18 protein-coding genes are annotated in these 18626 nt (G+C 66.6%); 7 read left to right on the top strand and 11 right to left on the bottom strand.

Annotated features, from left to right (window positions below; genetic code table 11):
• The first annotated feature begins 162 nt into the window (after positions 1 to 162).
• The gene (locus IP91_RS11805; protein WP_145649152.1) at positions 163 to 519 is read left to right on the top strand and encodes a KGG domain-containing protein; all 357 of its coding nucleotides are present in this window, start codon (positions 163 to 165) and stop codon (positions 517 to 519) included.
• A 398-nt stretch (positions 520 to 917) separates the two neighbouring features.
• On the opposite strand, the gene IP91_RS11800 is transcribed toward IP91_RS11805, so the two are convergent.
• Positions 918 to 1820, bottom strand: coding sequence for a DMT family transporter (locus IP91_RS11800; protein ID WP_145649151.1), 903 nt, complete (start codon positions 1818 to 1820; stop codon positions 918 to 920).
• A 252-nt stretch (positions 1821 to 2072) separates the two neighbouring features.
• Positions 2073 to 2993 carry a LysR substrate-binding domain-containing protein gene (locus tag IP91_RS11795; RefSeq protein ID WP_145649150.1) on the bottom strand — a complete coding sequence of 307 codons (921 nt, stop codon included), beginning with the start codon at positions 2991 to 2993 and terminating at the stop codon, positions 2073 to 2075.
• A gap of 134 nt (positions 2994 to 3127) precedes the next feature.
• On the opposite strand from IP91_RS11795, the gene IP91_RS11790 reads away from it, so the two are divergent.
• From IP91_RS11790 to IP91_RS11765, 6 genes are all read left to right on the top strand, one after another.
• The gene (locus IP91_RS11790) at positions 3128 to 3829 is read left to right on the top strand and encodes a pirin family protein (RefSeq protein ID WP_145649149.1); all 702 of its coding nucleotides are present in this window, start codon (positions 3128 to 3130) and stop codon (positions 3827 to 3829) included.
• 136 nt (positions 3830 to 3965) lie between these two features.
• Positions 3966 to 4643 (top strand): GTP cyclohydrolase II, encoded by a 678-nt coding sequence (ribA, locus tag IP91_RS11785; RefSeq protein WP_145649148.1) that lies wholly within the window; start codon positions 3966 to 3968, stop codon positions 4641 to 4643.
• Positions 4644 to 4764: 121 nt separating this feature from the next.
• On the top strand, positions 4765 to 6186 hold the full coding sequence (locus IP91_RS11780; RefSeq protein ID WP_145649147.1) for a S1 family peptidase: 1422 nt from the start codon (positions 4765 to 4767) through the stop codon (positions 6184 to 6186).
• Positions 6183 to 7175: an FHA domain-containing protein gene (locus IP91_RS11775; protein ID WP_145649146.1), complete on the top strand. Its 993-nt coding sequence runs from the start codon at positions 6183 to 6185 to the stop codon at positions 7173 to 7175. Before IP91_RS11780 ends, IP91_RS11775 begins: the two co-directional genes overlap by 4 nt.
• A gap of 16 nt (positions 7176 to 7191) precedes the next feature.
• The gene (locus tag IP91_RS11770) at positions 7192 to 7785 is read left to right on the top strand and encodes a biliverdin-producing heme oxygenase (RefSeq protein ID WP_145649145.1); all 594 of its coding nucleotides are present in this window, start codon (positions 7192 to 7194) and stop codon (positions 7783 to 7785) included.
• Complete coding sequence (locus tag IP91_RS11765) at positions 7782 to 9974, top strand: ATP-binding protein (RefSeq protein ID WP_199754575.1); 2193 nt, start codon at positions 7782 to 7784, stop codon at positions 9972 to 9974. The genes IP91_RS11770 and IP91_RS11765 overlap by 4 nt, the downstream gene beginning before the upstream one ends.
• 241 nt (positions 9975 to 10215) lie before the next feature.
• Here the strand turns inward: IP91_RS11765 and IP91_RS11760 are convergent, their stop codons facing one another.
• The 9 genes from IP91_RS11760 to nuoL form a co-directional block, all read right to left on the bottom strand.
• Positions 10216 to 10512, bottom strand: coding sequence for a hypothetical protein (locus tag IP91_RS11760; protein WP_145649144.1), 297 nt, complete (start codon positions 10510 to 10512; stop codon positions 10216 to 10218).
• A gap of 1 nt (position 10513) precedes the next feature.
• Positions 10514 to 11035: a 2-C-methyl-D-erythritol 2,4-cyclodiphosphate synthase gene (ispF, locus tag IP91_RS11755; protein WP_145649143.1), complete on the bottom strand. Its 522-nt coding sequence runs from the start codon at positions 11033 to 11035 to the stop codon at positions 10514 to 10516.
• Positions 11032 to 11730, bottom strand: coding sequence for a 2-C-methyl-D-erythritol 4-phosphate cytidylyltransferase (gene ispD / locus IP91_RS11750; RefSeq protein ID WP_145649142.1), 699 nt, complete (start codon positions 11728 to 11730; stop codon positions 11032 to 11034). Before ispD ends, ispF begins: the two co-directional genes overlap by 4 nt.
• A gap of 14 nt (positions 11731 to 11744) precedes the next feature.
• Positions 11745 to 12467 carry a hypothetical protein gene (locus IP91_RS11745; RefSeq protein WP_145649141.1) on the bottom strand — a complete coding sequence of 241 codons (723 nt, stop codon included), beginning with the start codon at positions 12465 to 12467 and terminating at the stop codon, positions 11745 to 11747.
• Positions 12464 to 13027 carry an NUDIX domain-containing protein gene (locus IP91_RS11740; protein ID WP_145649140.1) on the bottom strand — a complete coding sequence of 188 codons (564 nt, stop codon included), beginning with the start codon at positions 13025 to 13027 and terminating at the stop codon, positions 12464 to 12466. Before IP91_RS11740 ends, IP91_RS11745 begins: the two co-directional genes overlap by 4 nt.
• Before the next feature lie 71 nt (positions 13028 to 13098).
• Positions 13099 to 13440, bottom strand: coding sequence for a DUF2818 family protein (locus tag IP91_RS11735; protein ID WP_145649300.1), 342 nt, complete (start codon positions 13438 to 13440; stop codon positions 13099 to 13101).
• Positions 13441 to 13445: 5 nt separating this feature from the next.
• Complete coding sequence (nuoN, locus tag IP91_RS11730) at positions 13446 to 14939, bottom strand: NADH-quinone oxidoreductase subunit NuoN (protein ID WP_145649139.1); 1494 nt, start codon at positions 14937 to 14939, stop codon at positions 13446 to 13448.
• 22 nt (positions 14940 to 14961) lie between these two features.
• Entirely contained in the window at positions 14962 to 16461 is a 1500-nt protein-coding gene (locus IP91_RS11725; protein WP_145649138.1) for an NADH-quinone oxidoreductase subunit M, read from the bottom strand.
• 23 nt (positions 16462 to 16484) lie between these two features.
• Positions 16485 to 18593, bottom strand: a complete 2109-nt coding sequence (gene nuoL, locus IP91_RS11720) for an NADH-quinone oxidoreductase subunit L (RefSeq protein ID WP_145649137.1) — start codon at positions 18591 to 18593, stop codon at positions 16485 to 16487.
• Positions 18594 to 18626: the final 33 nt, after the last annotated feature.

Raw genomic sequence — 18626 nt, 5'->3', positions numbered from 1 at the left:
TTTGGGTGAGCGTTTGTCCTACAAAGCTCTCTCCTCAGTTCTTATAAAAAGGTCCAGCCGATCGGCCTAAGATGGGCATTCCTTTACTTGACTTGCATGCCATTTCCGGCGTGAGAACAGGTTTTTTAAAGGATGTGCAATGTTCATTCACAGGAGATCACCATGGCATCATCCAATCAAGGCGGTGGCGGCAAGGGCAGCAAGCAGAGCGGCGATACCAGCAACCGCGGCTTCGCATCGATGGACCCGCAGCGCCAGCGCGAAATCGCTTCCGAAGGGGGACGGGCGGCCCATGCCTCGGGCAACGCCCATGAATTCACGTCCGAGGAAGCACGCCGGGCCGGCAGCATGAGCCACAAGAACGACGGGAACCGCCAGAGCGGTGCCCAGGGTTCCGGCGGCGCTGGCGGCCAGGGCAACCAGGCCAATCAGGGTGGCACGGCGGGTACGCGTGGCGGCACGCCCGAACAGCACGCGCAGGCCGGCCGCCAGAGCCACAAGAACGACGACAAGCGCTAGGCGCACGTGACCCGATGCCGGCGCCAGTGCCGGAGGCAGGCAACTTCCACCATCAGCCGCTCGCAAGGGCGGCTTTTCATTGGCGTGGTCACCAGGCGCTGTAGCATATCCTGGAGGCCCGGCTTCGGGCCTGGGCAGCTAGGCCGCAAACTCCGGAGCGGGGAGCGATGTCACCGGCGGCAGTGGAATGCCGCGCGTTAGGGATGACGGACTGCGGCGATTCCACACGCAATGGTGACGGCGCCTGTCATTGGCGCTGTCACCGGAGGCTGTGGAATGCCGCTAGGGATGACGGAGCGCGGCGATTCCACACGCAATGGTGACGGCGCCTGTCATTGGCGCTGTCACCGGAGGCTGGTAAGTCGGGGCAGACTCCACACACTGGGCGGCGGCGCCTGTCACGTCTCGAGCTTCACGCTCCCCGGCGTGCGCAGCCGCAGCAGCCCCGTGGTGAGCGCGCAGCCCAGCAGGATCACGGCGCAGCTGGCGCCCATCCGCAGCGTGAATCGTTCGCCCAGGAACAGGCCGCCCCACAGCACGCCGAACGGGGGAATCAGGAACAGCGAACTCATGGCCCGGCTGGCGCCCAGCCGCGCGATCAGGCCGTAGAACACCACGTAGATGAAGGTGGTGCATAGCGCGCACAGCGCCAGCAGCGCGGACCAGGCGCGCGTGGAGGGCGGCGCGTCCGGCCAGGCCAGCAGCATCGGTACGAACAGCAGTACCGCGGCCACCACCTGGCTGCCCGCCGCCACGGCGACCGGCGACACGGCCGCCAGGTAGCGGCGCGTGAAATTGCCCGTGAAGCCGTACAGCAGCGTGGCACACAGGCAGGCCCAGGCCGCGGCCAGCGTCGGCCAGAGTGCACCCTGCTGCAGGTGGATCTTGTCCGCCACCAGCAGCACCACGCCACCGAAGCCGATCGCCAGTCCCGCCATGCGCCCCATGGTGAGACGTTCACCCAGCCACATCACCCCCACCAGTGCGGCAAACAGCGGCGTGGTCGAGGCCAGGATCGCCGACAGCCCGGCCGGAATGACGAGCGCGGCGTAATTGAACAGCAGGAATGGCAGCGTCACGTTCGTCACGCCCACCAGCGTGATGCCCTTCCAGTGCCGCAGCGTCTCGCCCACCAGGCCGCGCCACAGCAGCAGGGGCGCCATCATTGCCGCCGCCAGCAGCGCCCGCGCCCCGGCCATCGCCACCGGCCCGAACGCCGGCGCCGCGATGCGGATGAACAGGTACGACGCGCCCCACACGGCCGCCACCAGCACCAGCTGCATGCCGTCGCTGCGCTTCATGGCCGCGCTCCCGCGATGACGGCCGAGGTCGTGTCAACTTCGGGGTCAGTCACGCAAGTTGACACGGGCCCGGCCACGACTATGGCGCGCCCCATTGCCGGGTCCGTGTCCTGTCTGGTGCCTGACCCCGAAGTTGACACGGGCTGGTGTGTAAGAAAGTGCATGGCGTCCCTGGTGGTTGGTGGGCACATTCTGGGCTACCGGATGGCTCCTTTGAAGGGCCACGGATGGCCGCTTGGCTGGAGCCACTGGTTAGCTGCCCGACATATGCCGGCACAGCTGCTCGAACGGCGGATGCTGCCGCAGGCGCGCCAGCCACCACTGCAGCGCGGCGCCCGTCTCGCCCGTGCGCCAGGCCAGGTGGAAGGTCTCGTCCGGCTTCGGCTCGTCGACCTCCTTCTCGACCAGCAGGCCGGCGGCGATCGCGGCGCGCGCGCCCGGTTCGGGCAGGAAGCCGAAGCCCAGGCCGGCTATCTGGTACTGCATCTTGGCGGCCATGTCCGGCACGGTCAGCACATCCTGCCCCAGCAGCAGGCCGACGGTGCGCGGGGCGCTCTGGCGTGCCGAATCGGCCATCGCCACGGCGCGGTGCTGCTGCAGGTCGGCCCGTCCCAGGCGGCGGTCGATGGCGGCCAGCGGGTGCGATGGCGCCACCGCGAAGATCCAGCGCAAGGTGCCGATCGGCTCGGAGACGTAGCCGCCGCCGGCCGGACCGTCGCCCGGCGCGCCGATCACCAGGTCGGCGCGCCGGTCCAGCAGCGCTTCCCAGGTGCCGGACAGCGCCTCGCGCACGATGCGCAGGCGGGTCTGCTGCGCGACGTCGTAGAAGGCACGGATGTCGTCCGCAAAGGCGATGCTGGAAAACATGGAGTCGTGGCCGAGGGCCAGCTCCGTTTCCCAGCCCGAGGCGACGCGCCGCACGCGGTGCTCCAGGTCCTGCGCCGCCTTGAGCAGGTAGCGGCCTTCCTTCAGCAGCTCGCGGCCGGCCTTCGTCAGTTCGACACGGGGGCCGTTGCGTTCGAAGACCTGCACGCCGAGATCGTCCTCCAGCTTGCCGACGGTGTACGAGATGGTCGAGGGCACGCGGTGCAGCTCCTTGCCGGCGGCGGAAAACGAGCCGCGGCGGTCGATGGCATCCACGATCTGCAGGGCTTCCAGGCTAAGTCTGAGCATTGTCGAAGTTTTCGATAATTGAAGGGTAAATTTTCCGTTTTTTGATTGGCGAACAGGGGCCTATACTCTTTTCATCCGAGACGCGAACATCAAAACCCGGTGTTCGAAATCGCCAACAATCAAAGGAGCTTATCATGCAAGAAGTCCGTCGCAGCGAAGAACGCGGTGTTGCCAACCATGGCTGGCTCGATTCCCGCCACACCTTCTCGTTCGGTCATTACCACGACCCGCGCCACACCGGCTTCGGCCCGCTCCTGGTGATCAACGAGGACAAGGTGATGCCGGGCCAGGGTTTCGGCACGCACGGCCACCGCGACATGGAGATCATCTCGTATGTGCTGGAAGGCGCGCTGGAGCACAAGGACAGCATGGGCAACGGCTCCGTCCTGCGCTATGGCGACGTGCAGCGCATGACGGCCGGCACCGGCGTGCGCCACAGCGAGTTCAACCACTCGGACACCGAGCGCGTGCACTTCCTGCAGATCTGGATCCAGCCATCGGCCGCCGGCATCGCGCCGGGCTACGAGGAAAAGCACTTCTCGCCCGCCTCGAAACAGGGCAAGCTGCGGCTGGTCGCGTCGCAGGATGGCCGCGATGGCTCCGTCACCATCCACCAGGACGCGGCGATCTACGCCACGCTGCTGAACGAAGGCGACAGCGCCACCCATGTGCTCGATGAGGAGCGCCTGGCCTATGTCCACGTGATCCGCGGCACGGTGAGCGTCAACGGCACCCCGCTGAAAGGTGGCGACGCCCTGAAGCTGAGCCGCGAAACGCAGGTCGCGCTGACCAATGCCGAAGCCGCCGAAGTGCTGGTCTTCGACCTGCCGCAGTAACTGCGCCATGGCCGAGCCTGTGTCCATGTCGGGGTCTGACCCCAGGGTGGACACAGGCTCGGCCGTTGGAGGCCCCGGGCCGAAAGCGCAATATTTGCTATCATGAGGGGCTTCGGTTATTAGAAAGAACACTGTCATGCAGCCCGCCGCAGAAATTCCCGCCACCGCATTGGAGACCACCTCGGCCGCCGATGATCTCGAATACGTGACCTCGTGCGCGCTGCCCACCCCGTGGGCGGAGTTCACGCTGCACGCGTTCGTCGAGCATTCGACCGGCAAGGAGCACCTGGCGATGGTGCTGGGCGAGATCGGCGACGGCGCACCGGTGCTGGCGCGCGTGCACAGCGAGTGCCTGACGGGCGACGTGCTGTTCTCGCAGCGCTGCGACTGCGGCGCCCAGCTGGAAGGCGCGCTGCAGCGCATCGCCGCCGAGGGCCGCGGCGTGCTGCTGTACCTGCGCCAGGAAGGCCGCGGCATCGGCCTCCTGAACAAGATGCGCGCCTACCGATTGCAGGAGGCCGGTGCCGATACGGTGCAGGCCAACGAGCAGCTGGGCTTCAAGCCGGACCAGCGCAACTATGAACTGGTGGCGCCGATGCTGCACCAGTTCGGCGTGCAGAGCCTGCGCCTGATGACGAACAACCCGCGCAAGATCGCCGCGATGGAAAAGCTCGGCATCCCCGTGGCGGACCGCGTGCCGCTGCTGGTGAACCGCAACGTCTTCAACCAGCACTACCTGAACACCAAGGCGCTCAAGCTGGGCCACATGATGACGCCCGTCGTGGCCACCGCCACCAGCGACGGCGAGCAGTAACGATTCCCCCGTCTTCGCAAGCGTAAGCAAACGTAACGGCCACGCCCGCCGCCCCTTGCAGCCCGCAATTCCTGAGGTACACTGTCCGCCGGACCACAGTACCGCTGAATCGAAGGACTGCATGAAACTGCGCCGGCTTGCCACTTCCGTACAACTTGGATTGTCGTTGACCTGCGGCGCCGCCGCCGCCGCGCCGCCGGCTGCTCCGCCCGCCGCCCCGCCGGCAGCGAAACTGCCGGACCAGCAGCAGGGCAAGCCAGCCGCCACCACGGCACCCGCGCAGCGGCCCGAAGGCGAAGCGCCCCTCAAGCCGCCCTCCTCCGCCGCCCAGAAAGTGTACGCCGCCGCCAAGGGCGACCTGCTGCAGGTGCGCTCGCTGCTCAAGGCCGGCCGCACCCAGTCCTCGGTCGGCTCCGGCTTCCTGGTCGGCACCTCGAACCTGGTGCTGACGAACTACCACGTGGTCTCGCAGTTCGCGCTCGACCCGGAGACCTACACGGGCGAATGGGTCGACACGGCCGGCCAGCGCGGCAATATCGAGCTGCTGGCCGTCGACGTCCTGCACGACCTGGCCGTGGTGCGCGTCAACCGCTACGGCACCGGCTTCTTCAAGCTGCCGGAAGGCGATGCCGGGCTCACGCAGGGCCAGTACCTGTACTCGCTGGGCAATCCACTCGACCTGGGCTTCGCCATTTCCGAGGGCGCCTACAACGGCGTCATCACGCGCAGCTTCTACGACCAGCTGATGTTCACGGGCCCCATCAACGCGGGCATGAGCGGCGGCCCGAGCGTGACGGCGGACGGCGAAGTGGCCGGCGTGAATGTGTCGAAGCGACTGGACGGAGAACTGGTCAGCTTCCTCGTGCCGATCCGCTATGCGCAGCAGCTGCTGCAGCAGGTGGCGGCAGCGCGCGCCGCAGCGCCGAAGGACTTCACGGCCGTCGTCACGCGCCAGCTGCTGGCGCACCAGAAGGCGATGGTGGACCAGCTGCTTGCAGGCCCCCTCACGCAGAAGGCGATGGGCCCCTACGAAGTGCCGGTGCGCGAGACGGAACAGATGCGCTGCTGGGGCGAGTCGAGCGCCCAGGCCACGCGCGAGAAGAAGCCATACGCCGTCGACACCACCGCGTGCTCGATGGAATCCGCCGTGTTCGTGTCGAATGCGCTGCAGACGGGCCAGGTGGCGATCCGCCACCAGTTCCTGCGCAGCACCGGCCTCGATGCGGTGCGGTTCGCGCGGCTGTCTTCCGACTCGTTCCGGAACGAGTCGTTCGGCAGCTACAAGGACACGCGCATGACGGCGCCCCAGTGCACCGAGCAGTTCGTGAAGAACGGCACGCTGTCGATGCGCGCCGTGCTGTGCGTGCGCGCCTACCGCAAGTTCGCCGGCCTGTACGACTTCTCCCTGCTCACGGCCAGCACGGACGACAGCCTGATGAACCTGCAAAGCCGGCTCGATGCGCGCGGCGTCTCGTACGACAACGGCATGCGCTCGGCACGCGCCTTCCTCGAAGCGCTGGCGCGCACGGGCGACGCCAAATGACGGCGCACTACTTCATCGAGATCCTGGCGCGCAATGGCGACGTGATCGCGCGCCAGCGCTGCGCCACGCTGCCCGTGACGATCGGGCGCGCCTACGACAATGACTTCGTGCTCGACGACGCCCACGCGGCGCCGCACCACGCGGTGCTGGAAGCCGATGCGGACGGCGCCCTGCAACTGCGCGACCTGGGCAGCCAGAACGGCATCGTGCTGCATGGCCGGCGGGAGCAGACGGCAGCACTGGACGGCAGCACCGTCGTGCGCCTCGGCCACACCCGGCTGCGCGTGCGCGATGCGGGCTTCCCCGTCGCGCCGGAGCTCACCGACACCACCATGCATGCGTGGGAAGGCGGCGCACCGGCGCTGGCCGGCATGGCGCTGGTGGCGCTGTTCATCGGCGTCGAGGAGGCGCTGACGGACACCGCCTCGTTCCAGGCCATCCGCTATCTGCTGACGATCGCTTCCGGCCTGGCCGCGGGCCTGGCGTGGAGCGGTATCTGGGCGCTCGTCAACCGCCTGTTCGGCAGCCATGCGCGCATGGGCCGCCACCTGTTCATCCTGGGCGCCGGCCTGATCGCCATCGGCGCCTGGCGCGTGCTGTCGACGGTGCTGGCCTATGCCTGGTCGGCCGAGATCTTCACGCGCTACGGCAACCTGGTCGTGCTGCTGATCGTGTGCGGCATGGTGTACTTCCATGTCCGCACCATCCGGCCACACCTGCGGCCGCGCCGCATGCTGGCCGGCTGCGGCGTGCTGCTGGGCCTGGGCACGGGGCTGGTTTTGATGAGCAACCTGGAACTGAAGGGCCACGTGGCTGACGAGCCCTACATGGCCGTGCTGCTGCCGCCATCGCTGCGCGCCAGCACCGATCACAGCGTGGACGATTTCATGGGCGGTGCGGCACGCCTGCAGGAGCGCGCCGATGCGGACCGGCAGCGTGGCACCGACGGCAACGACGACGACGAAGCGGACGACGGGGAGGTCAAGTGACCTGTACAATGTCACGATGACCATCGACCCCACGGACATCCTCGCCGCCCTGCGCATCGCCACGGCGGACCGGCATGCGGAACTGGACCAGGGCATGCCCCTGGCCCGCCCCGCGGTCACGCTGGCGGATTACCGCGAGCACCTGGCGCTGCTGCGCAGCTGGCTGGCGCCGATCGAGGCGTGGGAGGCCGGTTTCACCGACGGTCCGCAGGATCCGGCGCTGCTGGCCGCCGATCCCCACCTGCCATCCATCGATGCCGACCTCGCCGACCTCCCGCCGGCAGCCGCGCCGCTCGCGCAGGCGGCCGCGTGGCAGGGTTCCGGTGCATCCGCCTACCGCTGGGGCGTCGCTTACGTGATCGAAGGTTCGCGCCTTGGCGGCGCCGTGCTGCACCGCCGCCTGCATGCGCAGCTGGCCCCCCATCCGCTGCGCTACCTGCATGCGAACGGCGTGCCGCCCGGCCCGCGCTGGCAGCAGTTCATGCGCCTGCTGCGCGCGAACGTGCAGGACGAGGCAGCCATCGCGCAAGCCTGCCAGGGTGCGTGCGACGCATTCGACAGCCTGCTGGACCTGCGCCGCGCCGCCGCGCCGGAACGGGCCGCGGCATGAGCGCGGGCACCATCACCCCGCAGGACACGGCCGGCCCGGTCGGCCTGGACAACTGCGCGGACGAACCGATCCACATCCCCGGCCTGGTGCAGCCGCATGGCGCGCTGCTGGCGTTCGCGCCGGACGGCCTGCTGCGCGCCTGGAGCGCCAACGTGCCCGAGCTGCTGGGTTTCACGCCCGTCCTCGGCACGCCGTACGACCGCCTGAAGTTCGACAGCGAAGTGACGGCCCAGCTGCACGACTGCCTGGAGGAACTGGCCGACACCACCGCCACGCCCACCGGCATCGAGACGCAGCTGAACGGCTACACGTTCGACTGCGTGGTGCATGGCAATGGCGGCCGCGTCATTGCCGAATTCGAGCTGCGCCACGTGGCTGCCGACGAACTGGCCGCGTTCGCGCTGAAGGCGCACGCCGCCATCGAGCGCCTGCGCCGCCAGAAGTCGATCGCCGCGCTGCTGCGCCATGCCGTCGACCAGATCCGCGCGATCACGGGCTTCGACCGCGTGATGGCCTACCGCTTCCGTCACGACGACAGCGGCGACGTGGTGGCCGAAAGCCGCCGCATCGACCTGAAGCCCCTGCTCGAAATGCGTTATCCGGCCAGCGACATCCCGGCGCAGGCGCGCCGCCTGTACGCCATCAACACGCTGCGCCTGATCGCGGACATCGGCTACGCGCCGGTGCCGGTGCTGGGCGTGGCGGGCGATCCGCCGCTGGACATGAGCCACGCGGTACTGCGCAGCGTGTCGCCGATCCACGTCGAGTACCTGCAGAACATGGGCGTGGGCGCGTCGATGAGCGTGTCGATCGTCGTCAACGGCAAGCTGTGGGGCCTGCTGGCCTGCCACCACATGGCGCCGCTGCGCGTGCCCTATTCCGTGCGCATGGCCTGCGACGTGGTGGCCCAGGTGCTGGCGGCCGTCGTCCAGAGCATCGACGCGAAGGCGCACATGGCGCTGGCCGAGCAGGCCGCCGCCGTGCGCACGCACCTGATCGAAACGCTGCTGCACGAGGACGATGTGATGTCCGCGCTGGAGCGCCATGCGGCCGACCTGGCCGGCAGCCTGGATGCCGATGCGCTGGTGTTCGCGCAGCAGGGCAAGGTCACCACGCATGGCGACATCGGCGGAGACCTCGCAGCCGCGATCGTCGCCAGCCTGCCGCCCGATGGCGAGGAAATGCTGCAGCGCTGCGACCGCAAGCAGTGGCCGTCCGAACTGCAGGAACGCATCGGCCCGTGGGTCGGCATGCTGGCGCTGCACTTCGACCCTGCCACCGCCGGCTGGCTGCTGGCGATGCGGAAGGAACAGGTGGAAACGGTGCGGTGGGCGGGAAAGCCGGAAAAGCTGCTCAAGACCGGGCCGCTGGGCCACCGCCTGTCGCCGCGCGGTTCGTTCGAGGAGTGGGTGGAATCGGTGCACGACAAGGCCGTGCCATGGGACGACGCGCGCCAGCTGGTGGCCGAGCAGCTGCTGGGCGAGATGCACCGCGCCAGCATGGCGCGCCATGCCGAAGTGGAACGGGCGCGCATGCAGCTGCTGGCGATGCTGGGCCACGACCTGCGCGATCCGCTGCAGTCGATCTCGATGGCCGCCACCGTGCTGCAGCATGGCGCCCAGCCGCAGAAGCTGGGCCAGCGCATCGAGCGCTCCAGCGGCCGCATGCAGCGGCTGATCAGCCAGGTGCTGGACATGAGCCGCCTCGACAGCGGCCTGGGCCTCACCATGCGCAAGGTCGAGGTGGACCTGTCGAAGATGGTCGACGACCTGCTCGATGAAACCCGCATGGCGCATCCCGGCTCGAACTACCAGGCCGACATCGCACCCGGCGTGACCGGGAGCGCCGATCCGGACCGGATGGCGCAGGTGATCAGCAACCTGCTCAGCAACGCGCGCCATCATGGCGCCGGCGGCCATCCGATCCTCGTCTCGCTGCGGGCGGAAGACGGCCGGGTGGTGCTGGAAGTGCGTAACGAAGGCGCGGCGATCGCGCCGGAACTGGCCGCCCAGCTGTTCAACCCGTTCAAGCGCATGGCGCTGCAGAGCACGTCGAACCGCACCGGCATGGGCCTGGGCCTGTACATCGCCGAGAAGGTGGTGCAGGGCCACGGCGGCACGATCGAGTACCGCCACGAAGACCCGCACGTGGTGTTCCGCGTGGCCTTTCCGCTGCGGCCCGCCGGCTGACGGCACCCCAGCCGGTAGTTTCTGGCACCATTCCCGCCACGACCGGCATTCCACCCACTAGCCTCAACCGGGAATGGTGTCGGTCACCGGCTCTCGCTGAATCATCCGCTGAATCATCCGCCGAAGCATCCGCCGAAGCATCCGCACCGGTGTCCGGCACCCTTCCCGGCTCAGGCGTGGGGCCACGACCTGCACCATGGCGGCAAGGATGTCGGACACCGACGCGCACCGGCGCCGCCGCTCAGATCCTCCCGCGCCGGAACTCCGCCAGGAACTTCTTCGTCTGCGCCGGGGTGAGCACCACCACCTGATCGCCGTGATACACGTATAAAAACGGCGGCCCGCCCAGCCGGTCCGTCAGCTTGGCGTGCACGAGGAAGCGCGTGCCGGCCGGGTAGTCGAGCACGAAGGCGCGCGCGCACTGCACGCGCAGGTGCGGGTGATAGGCCTGCCCCACCACGGGCCGCATGCGCACTGCGCCGCCATCGTCGTACGACTCGATGGCCACTTCGCGGTAGGCGGAAAGATCGCGGCCCATGTCAGGCGCCGCGCAGCACCAGCAGCGCCACGGCCTCCGCGTTGATGCCCTCCTCGCGGCCCAGGTAGCCCATCTTCTCGTTGGTCTTCGCCTTCACATTCACCTGGCCGGGATCGACGCCCAGGTCCGCGGCGATATGCGCCACCATGGTGGCGATATGCGGCGCCATTTTCGGCCGCTGCGCGATGATCGTCGCATCGACATTGCCGATGTCGTAGCCCGTTGCTTTCACGCGCTCTGCCGCCACGCGCAGCAGCACCCGCGAATCGGCGCCCTTGAATTCCACGGCCGTGTCGGGAAAGTGGCGGCCGATGTCGCCCAGCGCGGCCGCGCCCAGGATCGCATCCGTCACGGCGTGCAGCAGCGCATCCGCATCGGAGTGGCCGTCGAGGCCTTTCGCATGCGGGATCTCGACGCCGCCGAGGATCAGCTTGCGGCCTTCGACCAGGCGGTGGCTGTCGTAGCCCTGGCCGATCCGGTACGGCAGCTTGATGGAAGAAGAAGGAGAGGAAGAATTCGTCATACGGAGTCCATGGTGAGGTACATCTCGGCGATGCGCACATCGCCGGGCAGCGTGACCTTCAGGTTGCGGGGATGGCCTTCGACGAGCCGCGGCGAGAAGCCCAGCATCTCGACGGCGCTGGCGTCGTCCGTGATCGCTGCAGGATCGGGCGCCTCTTCCAGCGCGCGCAGCAGCAGCGCATACGGAAACATCTGCGGCGTCTGCGCCAGCCACAGGCCGTCGCGCGGCGTGGTGGCGACGCTGCCGCCCCGCGTGGTCTTGACCGTGTCGACCACTGGGAGTGCCAGCAGGCCGCCGGCCGGGTCGGTGCCGGCCGCATCGATCAGCGTGTCGATCAGCGCCGGCGTCAGGCCGGGCCGCGCGGCATCGTGCACGAGCACGCGGTCCTGCGGGTCGATGTCCGCTGCGATCAGCCGCAGGCCGTTGCGGATCGATTCCATCCGCGTCGCGCCGCCGCAGCGCAGCACCGTCATGCCGGGCGTCTGCGCGGGCAGCACATCATCGATGTAGGCATCGCCGGCACTCACGACGACATAGGTGTGCGCGATGTGGCGGCAGCGCAGGAAGGCGTCCACCGTATGCCCCAGCATCGGCCTGCCCAGCAGGGGCAGGTACTGCTTCGGACAACCGGCCGCCATGCGGGCACCGACGCCGGCGGCCGGGATCAAGGCAAAATATTGTGGTGTTGCGTTCATGGTTTTTCGTCGCATCAGCGTCCGGCACGCGTCCTGATCAGGATCTTCTGGATCTCGCCACTGCACACCTTCGACAGCCGCGCGTATTCGGCCGGCGTATCGATCTGCGCCTGCAGGGCTTCCACCTTGGCCATCTCGGCCTTGATGAACGGCAGCCAGCCGCTGTCCAGTTCGAAGGCCAGCGCCGAGCGCGCGGTGCCGACCGGCGCGTACAGGGGCTTGCCGCCGAAGCGCTTCGCCAGCGCCGCGTTGACGGTCTTCTCGACGCGCGGCAGGCTGTCCATATAGGTCTGCATGTGGCGCATTTCGTGGGCCAGGATCTCCTTGTACCCGCAGGTCCCGGCCGGGAACTCGTTGCCGACATAGACCTTCACGGGCGCATACGTGAGCTGCACCTTGATCTGCGGTGCGATGCACTCGTACCCCGTGGCCGTGTCCTGCAGCATCGCGCCGCCCAGGCCGATCTGCACGATCGACTCGGTGCGCGTCAGCCCCAGCACATACTGGTTGGCGCGCGCCACGCCCTTCATTGCCGTCAGCATCTTGTACGACAGCTGCGTGTTGACGGAAAAGCCGTTCTGCTTGGCCGACAGCACGGAGACGGTCTTGGCGATCGAATCCTCGCAGCGGATCTGGAATGCCGTGCGTTTCGGTTCGGAGGACGCCGGCGCCGAAAAAGCGGCGCCGGCCGCACCCCACGCGCAGCACAGCAGCAGCGCGGCCGGCCCGTGGTTCATTCCGGCGTCCACACTCCGGAGCGCAGCTTGTCGAGCCAGAAGATCCCGATGATCGTCTTCACGTCGGAGATCTCGCCGTTGCGCACCCAGGCCAGTGCCTCGTCGAGCGTGGCCGTGAAGCATTCGACGAATTCGCCTTCATCGAGCTTTGCTTCGCCTGCCTTCAGGCCGCGTGCCAGGTACAGGTCCAGGTGCTCGTCCGAATAGGCGATGGCGTTGTGGATGGTGGTGACGAAGTGCCACTCGCTGGCCGTGTAGCCGGTTTCCTCTTCCAGCTCCCGCTTGGCGCTCTCGAACGGATCCTCGCCCGCGTCGATCTTCCCGGCCGGGAATTCGATGAACACCCGGTCGTTCGGGTAGCGGAACTGGCGCTCCAGCAGGATGCGGCCGTCGTCCAGCACGGGCAGGATCGCCACGGCGCCCGGATGGCGGATGTATTCGCGGCTGGTGATCTTCCCGTTCGGCAGGCGCACGTGGTCCCGGTGGATCTTCAGGAAGCTGCCATCGTAGGCGACACCGCCATCGACCTTGTCTTCCCGCAGATGCGCGTCATTGCTCATGCCCACTCCTGTTGTCGTCAAAGCGACAGTGTAGCAGCGCGCACCCGATTACTGTGCTCAGCGCTTGCGCCTCAGTGCTTCCGAAGATAGCGCACCACGAAGCCGGGAAAGGCGAAGACCAGGAACATGCAGCCGGTGATGGCGTAGAACTCCCACGTCTGCGGGAACACGGTGCCGATGCGGCCTTCCAGCAGCATGCCGACTGCGCCGACGGCAAAGTACAGCAGCACCAGTTCGAGCAGGCGCAAAAGGAAAGGCTTGCGGGGAGGCGTTTCGGGAGAAGCCCCTGCCCCGCTGGCCGTCAGGACGACGGGCAGCGGAAACAGGGCGAGGATGCGGTCATTGAAGAACGGCAGGTTGGCCAGCACGAGTGCCAGCAGGATCACCAGCCATGCCGCGCCGCCCGCCTCCATCATGCTTAAGACGCCAGCGTGCGCGTCATCGCGTGCAGGCACGCATTGAGCAGTGCGTCCGGCGCGACGCCCAGCACGATGACCAGCGCGCCGTTCAGGGCCAGCACGACGTTCTTGTCGAAGGCGACCTTGATCGGTGCCGTGTCGACCGGTTCGTCGAACCACATCGTCTTCACGACGCGCAGGTAGTAGAACGCACCGACCAGCGAGGCCATCACGGCGAACACGGTCAGCCACAGCTGGCCGGTGGCCAGCACGGTCTGCAGCACGGCGAACTTGGCGGCGAAGCCCATCATCGGCGGCACGCCGGCCAGCGAGAACATCAGCACCGTCATCACCAGCGCATACCAGCCGGAGCGCTTGCCCAGGCCGCGGAAGTCGGCCAGGTTGTCCGCTTCGAAGCCGGCGCGCGACAGCACCATGATCAGGCCGAACGTCGCGAGCGTCGTCAGCACGTAGGTGATCGTGTAGTACATCGCGGCGCTGTAGGCGGCCGGACCGTTCGACGCATCGGTGCCCGTCACGCCGGCCATCAGGCCGAGCAGCACGAAGCCGATCTGCGCGATGGTGGAATAAGCCAGCATGCGCTTCAGGTTGGTCTGCGCGATGGCGGTCACGTTACCGATGATCAGCGACAGCACGGCCAGGATCATCAGCATCTGCTGCCAGTCGATCGCCAGCGGCAGCAGGCCTTCCACCAGCAGGCGGATGCAGATGGCGAACGTGGCCAGCTTCGGCGCACCGCCCAGCAGCAGCGTGACGCCGGTCGGCGCCCCCTGGTAGACGTCCGGCACCCACATGTGGAACGGCACGGCGCCCAGCTTGAATGCCAGGCCGGCCACCAGGAACACGATGCCGAACACCAGGATGGTCGGGTTGATCGTGCCGGCGGCGATCTTGGCAGCCACCTCGGTGATCACCAGCGTGCCCGTGGCGCCGTACAGCATCGACATCCCGTACAGCAGGAAGCCGGAAGCCAGCGCGCCCAGCACGAAGTACTTCATCGACGCTTCGGTGGACGTGGTGCTGTTGCGGCGCAGGGCCACCAGCGCGTACAGCGACAGCGACATCAGTTCCAGGCCCAGGTACACGGACAGGAAGCTGTTGGCCGAGATCATGACCATCTGGCCCAGGCCCGAGAACAGCGCCAGGACGTAGAACTCGCCACCCAGCTCGCCGCCCAGCATGCCGCGGTCATGCGAATACTGGCGCGAATACACCAGGGTCATGCCGATGGTCAGATACGTGAACAGCTTGAGCAGGTTGCCCATCGGGTCCGACACGACCATGTTCTGGAACGTGTAGGTCGTCGCGCCGGACGCGAAGTCGGCATACGTGAAGGCAGCCGCGCCGGCCAGGGCCAGCAGCGACAGCACGTACGTGATGCCCCGCTTCGACTCGGCCAGGAACATGTCGATCAGCAGGATCGCCGAGGTGGCGACCAGCAGGAAGATCTCCGGGTAGATCGGGATCAGGTTGTTATCAGGTGTCGGAATCATGAAACGTGGGTCCTATCTGCAATCATTGTGCAAGCTTGGTCTGCGCGACATGCTGCAGCAGGTCGGCCACCGACGTCTGCATCGTGTCGGTGAATGGCGCCGGCCACAGGCCCATGACGAGTACCGCGATCGCCAGCACGCCCAGCATGAAGAACTCGCGGCCGTTGATGTCGGTCAGCTCGGCCACGTGGTGGTTCGTCACCTTGCCGAAGATGACGCGCTTGGCCATCCACAGCGAGTAGGCGGCGCCCAGGATCAGCGCGGTCGCGGCCAGGATGCCGGTCACGAAGTTGAACTGCACGGCACCCAGGATCACCATGAATTCGCCCACGAAACCGGAGGTGGCAGGCAGGCCGCAATTGGCCATCGAGAACAGGATGAAGAACGCGGCGAAGCGCGGCATCTTGTTGACGACACCGCCGTAGTCGGCGATCTGGCGCGAGTGGGCGCGGTCGTACAGCACGCCGATGCATAGGAACATCGCGCCGGAGATGAAGCCGTGCGAGATCATCTGCATGATCGCGCCCTGGGTGCCCATGTCGTTGAACATGAAGAAGCCCAGCGTGACGAAGCCCATGTGGGCGATCGAGGAGTACGCCACCAGTTTCTTCATGTCCTTCTGCACCATCGCCACCAGGCCGACATAGATCACGGCGATCAGCGACAGCACGATGACGACGGGCGCCAGGTAGTGCGACGCGTCCGGCGTGATCGGCAGGGAGAAGCGCAGGAAACCGTAGGCGCCCAGCTTCAGCATGATCGCGGCCAGCACGGCGGAACCGCCGGTCGGCGCTTCCACGTGGACGTCCGGCAGCCAGGTGTGCACCGGGAACATCGGCACCTTCACGGCAAACGCCATGAAGAAGGCCACGAACACGGCGACCTGCTCGTTCATCGTCAGTGGCAGCTGGTGCCAGGCCAGGATGTCCCAGGTACCGGACTTGTTGTACAGGTAGATCAGCGCGACGAGCGTGAGCAGCGAGCCGAGGAAGGTGTACAGGAAGAACTTGAACGCCGCGTACACCCGGTTCGCGCCACCCCAGATACCGATGATGATGTACATCGGGATCAGCGTGGCTTCGAAGAAGAAGTAGAACAGCAGGCCGTCCAGCGCGCAGAACACGCCGATCATGAGGCCCGACAGGATCAGGAAGGCGCCCATGTACTGGGCCACGCGTTCCTGGATCACCTGCCAGGCGGAGATCACCACGATGATCGTGATGAACGCCGTCAGCGGCACGAACCACAGCGACAGGCCATCGATGCCCAGCGTGTAGAAGATGTTGAAGCGCTCGATCCAGGCCGCCTTTTCAACGAACTGCACGCCGTGTGCCGCGTTGTCGAACTGCGTGAACAGCGGGATCGTGGGCAGCAGCGACACGACGGAACCGACCAGTGCCAGCACACGTACCAGCCCGGCGCGCGAATCGCGGCCGATCGCCAGGATGATGACGCCGAACAGGATCGGCAGCCAGATCGACAGGCTCAGGTAAGGAGGAAGAGTATTTAACGTTGACTGCATCTTTTATCTCTTTTGCGTGTGGCTTAAGCGTGCCAGAACGGCAGGAAGTAGACCAGGAAGCCCAGGATACCGATGATCATCACGAACGCGTAGTGATAGATGTAACCGGTCTGGCCCAGGCGCGTCAGCGACGAGAACCAGCCCACCAGCTTCGCGCTGCCGTTGACGAAGAAGCCGTCGATGATCGTGCGGTCGCCCACCTGCCACAGGCCGTTGCCCAGCACGCGGGCGCCCTTCGCGAACACGGCCTGGTTGAACGCATCCATGTAGTACTTGTTGTCCAGCAGCGTGTGCAGGAACTTGAACTTGTCATAGAACCAGGCCGGGACGCGCGGGTTGACCATGTAGCAGTAGTAGGACGCGACGACGCCGGCCAGCGCGAGCCAGAACGGTGCGGTGGTGAGACCGTGGATCGCCATCGCGACGGCGCCATGGAACTCTTCGCCCAGTTCGTGCATGGCCGGGTGCTTGGCAGCATCGACGAAGATCACGTTGTCGAAGAACGAGCCGTGCAGCATCGGTGCGATCGCGAAGAAACCGATCAGGACCGAAGGAATCGCCAGTGCGACGAGCGGGAACCAGACGACGAACGGCGACTCGTGCGGTTTCTCGCCCGGTGCCAGGCCGTGGTGGCCGTGATCGTCTTCCTCTTCCTCGTGGTGCGCATCCGAATCGTGCAGCGCGTGCGGATCGCCGTGCGCGGCCTTGGCCACTGCGTGGTCATCGTGGTGGTGATGATCATGCGCGTGGGCCTTGCCGAAGTTTTCCGGACCATGGAACACGCGGAAGTACATGCGGAACGAGTAGAACGCCGTGATGAACACGCCGGCCAGCACCGCGAAGTTCGCGAAGCCCGCGCCCGGCAGGTGCGTGGCGTGCACCGCCTCGATGATCGAATCCTTCGAGTAGAAGCCGGAGAAGAACGGCGTACCGATCAGCGCCAGGGAACCGAGCAGCGACGTGATCCACGTGATCGGCATGTACTTGCGCAGGCCGCCCATGTTGCGGATGTCCTGGTCGTGGTGCATGCCGATGATGACGGAACCGGCACCGAGGAACAGCAGCGCCTTGAAGAACGCGTGCGTCATCAGGTGGAACACGGCAACCGAGTAGGCCGAGGCGCCAAGCGCGACCGTCATGTAGCCCAGCTGCGACAGCGTGGAGTACGCGACGACGCGCTTGATGTCGTTCTGGATGATGCCCAGGAAGCCCATGAACAGCGCCGTGATCGAGCCGATGATCAGCACGAACGACAGGGCCACGTCCGACAGTTCGAACAGCGGCGACATGCGCGACACCATGAAGATGCCGGCCGTGACCATCGTTGCCGCGTGGATCAGTGCGGAGATCGGGGTCGGACCTTCCATCGAGTCCGGCAGCCACACGTGCAGCGGGAACTGGGCCGACTTGCCCATCGCGCCGATGAACAGGCAGATGCAGGCCACGGTGATGACCATCCAGTCCGTGCCCGGCAGGATGCCGTTCACCAGCAGGTCCTTCTTGGCGAACACGGTCTGGTAGTCCATCGAACCCGTGTAGGCCAGGATCAGGCCGATGCCGAGGATGAAACCGAAGTCGCCCACGCGGTTGACCAGGAAGGCCTTCATGTTGGCGAAGATGGCGGTCGGCCGGGTGTACCAGAAACCGATCAGCAGGTACGACACGAGGCCCACGGCTTCCCAGCCGAAGAACAGCTGCAGGAAGTTATTGGCCATCACGAGCATCAGCATCGAGAACGTGAACAGCGAGATGTACGAGAAGAAGCGGTTGTAGCCCTCGTCTTCGGCCATATATCCGATGGTGTAGATGTGCACCATCAGCGACACGAAGGTCACGACGCACATCATCATCGCGGTCAGCGAGTCGACCTGGAAGCCCACTTCCAGGTTGATGCCGGCGACCGTCATCCAGCGGTACACGGTACCGTTGTAGGTGGCGCCGTCGAGCACCTGCAGGAAGGTGCTGAAGGACAGCAGGAACGCGACCAGCACGCCCAGGATCGTGGCGACCGTGGCGACCTTGCGGCCGGCCACGTTGCCGAAGAACTTCGTGCCCAGCAGGCCCGCGATCGCGGACCCCGCCAGCGGCGCGAGGGGAACGGCGAGGAGAAGGTTAGGGTTAAGCCCTGTCATGATGAACCTATCTGTTTATTATTCGAGGGTTAA

The organism is Pseudoduganella lurida (assembly GCF_007830455.1).
Classification (GTDB): domain Bacteria; phylum Pseudomonadota; class Gammaproteobacteria; order Burkholderiales; family Burkholderiaceae_D; genus Rugamonas; species Rugamonas lurida.
Note: the sequence above shows the minus strand (reverse complement) of the source record. Positions and strands in the feature narration are given on the sequence as shown.